Origin of the sequence: Pseudonocardia pini (assembly GCF_013870575.1) — a bacterium.
GTDB lineage: Bacteria > Actinomycetota > Actinomycetes > Mycobacteriales > Pseudonocardiaceae > Pseudonocardia > Pseudonocardia pini.
The window spans coordinates 1-5,058 of the sequence record NZ_JACBXB010000396.1; the positions used below are offsets into that span (position 1 = coordinate 1).

The 5,058-nt window shown below is 72.2% G+C and carries 6 protein-coding genes and 1 pseudogene; 5 read left to right on the forward strand and 2 right to left on the reverse strand.

Features of this window, described 5'->3' with window-relative positions:
- The 4 genes from H5J29_RS20475 to H5J29_RS20490 all read left to right on the forward strand — a co-directional run.
- Positions 1 to 348, forward strand: a 348-nt coding sequence (locus H5J29_RS20475) for an ACP S-malonyltransferase (RefSeq protein WP_376768553.1), incomplete at its 5' end; no start/stop codon positions are given.
- Entirely contained in the window at positions 345 to 1,331 is a 987-nt protein-coding gene (locus H5J29_RS20480; protein WP_181782668.1) for a beta-ketoacyl-ACP synthase III, read from the forward strand. The genes H5J29_RS20475 and H5J29_RS20480, both read left to right, overlap by 4 nt.
- Positions 1,332 to 1,385: 54 nt before the next feature.
- Positions 1,386 to 1,628, forward strand: coding sequence for an acyl carrier protein (locus H5J29_RS20485; RefSeq protein ID WP_181782669.1), 243 nt, complete (start codon positions 1,386 to 1,388; stop codon positions 1,626 to 1,628).
- A gap of 66 nt (positions 1,629 to 1,694) precedes the next feature.
- Positions 1,695 to 2,933: a beta-ketoacyl-[acyl-carrier-protein] synthase family protein gene (locus H5J29_RS20490; protein ID WP_181782670.1), complete on the forward strand. Its 1,239-nt coding sequence runs from the start codon at positions 1,695 to 1,697 to the stop codon at positions 2,931 to 2,933.
- A gap of 94 nt (positions 2,934 to 3,027) precedes the next feature.
- Here H5J29_RS20490 and H5J29_RS20495 read toward each other — a convergent pair whose 3' ends face one another.
- A complete protein-coding gene (locus tag H5J29_RS20495; protein WP_181782671.1) occupies positions 3,028 to 3,516 on the reverse strand; it encodes a DUF3145 domain-containing protein in 489 nt (162 codons plus the stop codon).
- Between the two features lie 202 nt (positions 3,517 to 3,718).
- Positions 3,719 to 4,603 carry a hypothetical protein gene (locus tag H5J29_RS20500; protein WP_181782672.1) on the reverse strand — a complete coding sequence of 295 codons (885 nt, stop codon included), beginning with the start codon at positions 4,601 to 4,603 and terminating at the stop codon, positions 3,719 to 3,721.
- Between the two features lie 269 nt (positions 4,604 to 4,872).
- On the opposite strand from H5J29_RS20500, the pseudogene H5J29_RS20505 reads away from it, so the two are divergent.
- Positions 4,873 to 5,016 (forward strand): annotated as a pseudogene (locus H5J29_RS20505) (excisionase family DNA-binding protein); the annotation flags it as partial.
- Positions 5,017 to 5,058 lie beyond the last annotated feature (42 nt).

Sequence of the window (5,058 nt, forward strand, 5' to 3'; positions counted from 1 at the left end):
TTCCACACCCGGTTCATGGGTCCCGCGGAGGACGCCGTCCGTGCCGCGGCCGCGGAGCTCCCCCCCGCCGACCCCTCCCGCCCGCTGCTCAGCAACTCCGACGGCTCGGTGGTCAAGTCCGGCGCGGACGCGCTCGACCTGCTCGTCGCCCAGGTCACCCGGCCCGTCCGCTGGGACTCCTGCATGGCCACGCTCGGCGAGCTCGGCGTGACCGCGGTGATCGAGCTGCCGCCCGCGGGCACGCTGGTCGGCCTCGTCCGGCGCGACCTCAAGGGCGTCAAGACCCTGGCCCTCAAGACCCCCGACGACCTGGCCAAGGCCGCCGAGCTGATCAAGGAGTTCGCGTGAGCCTCCGGCTGCCGGCCGCCGTCCCCGGCGCGAAGATCATCGGACTGGGCAGCGCCCAGCCGGACCACGTCGTGACCAACCACGACCTGGCCCAGCGCGTCGAGACCAGCGACCAGTGGATCCGAGACCGCGTCGGGATCGTCGAGCGGCGGATCGCGAAGGACGACACCTCCCTGGTCGACCTGGCCGCCGAGGCGGGCTCGCGGGCGCTCAAGGACTCCGGGCTCGAGCCGACGGACGTCGACACGGTGATCGTGGCGACCTGCACGATGACCGCGCCGATCCCCAACGCCGCCGCCCAGACCGCGGACCGGATCGGGATCACCGCCCCCGCCGCCTTCGACCTCAACGCCGCCTGCGCGGGCTTCTGCTACGGCCTCGGCACCGCGGCGGACCTCATCCGCGCCGGGTCGGCCAGGAACGTGCTGGTCATCGGCGCGGAGAAGCTGTCCGACTGGATCGACTGGGACGACCGCTCGACCTGCATCATCTTCGCCGACGCCGCGGGCGCCGCCGTCGTCACGGCCGCGCGGACCCCCGAGGAGGTGGGCGTCGGGCCCGTCGCGTGGGGCTCGGCGGGCGACCAGGCGGCCACGATCCGGATCCTCGAGGAGAGCACCAACAAGCTCTGGCAGCACGGCCAGGCGGTGTTCCGCTGGGCCACCACCCGGATCGCCCCGGTGGCGCTCGACGCCGTCGCGAAGGCCGGTCTGACGCCCGCGGACATCGACGTGCTCGTCCCCCACCAGGCCAACCTGCGGATCGTCGAGGCGGTGGCCAAGCGGCTGCGCAAGGACGGGGCCCGGGAGGACATGCGGGTGGCGGACGACATCGTCCACTCCGGCAACACGTCGTCGGCCTCGATCCCGATGGCCCTGGACCACATGCGTGCCGCGGGCACGGTCCGTTCCGGCGAGATCGCCCTCCTCGTAGGCTTCGGGGCGGGCCTCTCGTATGCCGGTCAGGTCGTCGTCGTTCCCTGACCAGTAGATTCCCACCCAGCACCACCATCCCAGCAGAACAAGGAGCGCACCGAAGTGGCTGACACCGCCGAGATCCTGTCCGGCCTCGCCGAGATCGTCGAGGAGGTCGCCGGCATCGACACCGCCGAGGTGACCGCCGACAAGTCGTTCGTCGACGACCTGGACATCGACTCCCTCTCCATGGTGGAGATCGCCGTCCAGGCCGAGGACAAGTTCGGCGTGAAGATCCCGGACGACCAGCTCGCCGAGCTGAAGACCGTGGGCGACGCCGTCTCCTACATCGAGAAGAACCAGTAACACCCGGGGCTCCTGCGGAGAGTCCTCGCACGTCCGTTCCACAGCCTCTTCCAAGGAAGGCAGCACATGACCGACGTCGTCGTCACCGGCTACGGCGCCAGCACCCCGCTCGGTGGGGACGCCGCCTCGACCTGGGACGCGCTCCTCGCGGGCAAGTCCGGCGTCGGGCTGACCCGGGGCGAGTGGACGGAGAAGCAGGACCTGCCGGTCAAGATCTCCGCGCAGCTCGCCGTGGACCCCACCGACGTCCTGCCCCGCGTGCAGGCCCGCCGGATGGACCGCGTGGAGCAGGTCGCGGTGGTCACGGCCCGGGAGGCCTGGGCGCACTCCGGCCTCGCCGTCGGTGAGGGCGAGGAGCCGAAGGTCGACCCGACCCGGCTCGCCGTCGTCATCGGCAGCGGGGTCGGCGGGGCGGTCACCCTGCTCGACCAGGACGACCTCCTGGAGACGGCCGGGCTGCGCAAGGTCTCCCCGCTGACCGTCCCGATGCTCATGCTCAACGGGCCCGCCGCGCTGGTGAGCCTGGAGATCGGCGCGCAGGGCGGGGTCTACGCGCCCTGCTCGGCGTGCGCCTCCGGGGCCGAGGCCCTGGCCTCGGCGTACCGGATGCTGAAGGCGGGCGAGGTGGACGTCGTGGTCGCCGGTGGCGCCGAGGCGTGCATCACCGGGATCACCGTGGCGGGCTTCGTGCAGGCCCGCACCCTCTCGCAGCGCAACGACTCCCCGGAGGAGGCCTCGCGGCCCTTCGACACCGGACGGGACGGCTTCGTGCTCGGCGAGGGCGCGGGGGTCATGGTGCTCGAGCGCCGCGAGTTCGCCGAGGCGCGTGGCGCCACGATCCACGGCACGCTCGCGGGCATCGGCATCACGTCCGACGCCTACCACATCACCGGCCCCGACCCGGAGGGCAAGGGCCAGGCCCGGGCGATGCTCAACGCGGTCCGGACCGCCGGTCTGGAGCCCTCGGACGTCGGCCACGTGAACTGCCACGCCACCTCGACGGTCGTCGGGGACGTCGGCGAGGCCCGTGCGGTCCAGAAGGCGCTGGGCGACCACCCGGTCCTCACCGCCCCCAAGGGCGCGCTGGGGCACCTCGTGGGCGGGGCGGGCGCCGTGGAGGGCCTGATCTCGCTGCTCTCGGTGCGGGACGGGATCATCCCGGCCACGCTGAACCTGAAGGACAAGGACCCGGCCGTGGAGCTCGACGTCGTGGCGGGTGAGCCCCGCAAGATGGAGCTCACCGCGGCGGTGAACAACTCCTTCGGCTTCGGCGGGCACAACGCCAGCCTGCTGTTTACGAAGTAGCAGGTCCCACCAGCCGCATCATGGAGCCACAACGGTCGTTCCGGGGCCCGGAAACGACCGTTGTGGCTCCATGATGCCGGTCGGGTAGTGCTGGTCAGCCGACCTGGTGCAGCCAGGTGACGGGGGCGCCGTCGCCCGCGAAACGGCAGGACTCCAGCTCGGCGTCCCACGCCGCACCCAGTGCGTGCGAGAGCCGCTGGTTCAGCGTCGCCGCCGGGCCTTCCGCCATCAGGGTCCGGATCTGGTCCTCGCCCAGCATGACGTCGCCGTTGGCGCTCATCCGCCCCGTCCACAGGCCGAGACCCGGGACGTGACAGAACCGCTGACCGTCGACCCCGGAGCTGGCCTCCTCGGTGACCTCGAAGCGCAGCATCGGCCACGCCCGCAGGGCACCGGCGAGCGCGCCGCCACTACCCACCGGACCGGACCAGCTGAACTCCGCGCGCATCTGACCGGGAACCGCGGGCTGTGCACTCCACTGGAGTGACACCCGTGTCCCGAGAACGCCGGATACAGCCCACTCGACATGCGGGCAGACCGCAGTCGGCGACGAGTGGACGTGGACCACGCCGCGTGTGCTCACTGCAGACCTCCGCTTCTGACAGACGTGGATCGCCTTCCCCAACGTCCACGTGCCTCAGCGACGGTCCCCCCGGGTCCTCGGCCCGGCCGGTTCGACAACGACTTCGCGTGATCACTCTGCCCGACTCCGCAGTCGTCTGCCAACACCACGCGGTCGATGCGGCGTGTCGGGCGCGTCCGGGAGTGTCGATCGACTACCGGGATCACCGGCGCACCTCCCCGCCGTCCACGAACAGGTTGTCGACCAGCTCCGCCCCGCCGCGGATCCGGACGGTCGCCGCGGCGGCGTCGCGGTGGAAGCGGTTCCCGGTGATCCGGACGTCCGCTCCCGCGCCCTCGCCCGTGTCCTGCAGCAGGGTGTACTCGCCCCCGCCGAGCTCGTTGCCGCGCACCACGACCGGGCCCTTGCGGAGCCGCTGCTGCGCCTCGCTCTCGTGCCGTGCGGCCACGACGGGGTCGACGAGCACCGCACTGCCCAGGCCCGGTCCGCGGCCGAGCCGGACCTGGTTGGCCTCGACGAGGACGTCGCCCGCGTCGCCCGCGGCGAGGGTCACGGCGTCGATCTCCCGGTCGGGGCGGGCGCGGAAGTCGTGCAGGACGCTGTTGCGCAGCGTGGCGCCGGGCCCGAGGCGGGCGCCGTCCGCCGCCACCCCGGTCAGCTCGATCCGCTCGGCGACCCATGCGGGCCCGTCCACGGCAGCGTCGGTGAAGTCACCGGTGAAGGTGCTGTCCTCGATCCGCACCGATCCGGTGCCGACCGTGCGGACACCCGCCGCGGTGGTGCCGTCGCCGGTGATGCGGCTGCGCCGGACCACCACGTCCGGGGCCGCGACGACCACGCCGCCCACGAGGTCGAGCCCGTCGAGCACCGCGCCGGGGGTGTGGACCTCCAGCGCCGCACGGACCGGACACAGGGCCAGTCCGGCGGGGGTGCCCACGCTGTCCGGCGGCGGGGGCACGTACGGCCCGACCGTGGCACACACCGGCAGCGGGCCGCTCGGCGCGTCGGTGTGGTCGACCCCCAGGGCCACCCCGGCGGCGAGCGTCGCCGCGATGAGGCCGCCGAGAGCGACCCGGAGGGGAGTCATGCACGGAGAGTACGCGCGTCGTTACTCCATACAGACTAGTCTCTGCGGCGTGTCGGACCAGCACTCCGACAAGTCCTCAGCCCATACGGCGCAGACCCGCCCGGGAAGGCAGCTGCCACGCTCCGCAACTGCGACATGACACATCGTGGCCGAACCTCTTGTTTCCACCCTTTCGGGAAGCATCGATCGCCCGGTCGGTGACGCACAGTCGTCTACCCTTCCGTCACAGCAACACCACTGGTGACAGACGAGGCAGAGGGGCACGAGGAATGGCTGCAGGGGACCGGGATCATCCGGACGTGATCGGCGCGCCCTTCCTCACCGTGGCCGAGGTCGCCGAGCGGATGCGGGTGTCGAAGATGACGGTGTACCGGCTGGTGCACAGCGGCGAGCTTCCCGCGGTGCGCACGGGATCGTTGAAGTAGCCGGGCGAGAGCTGGCCGCCGCGCAGCAGC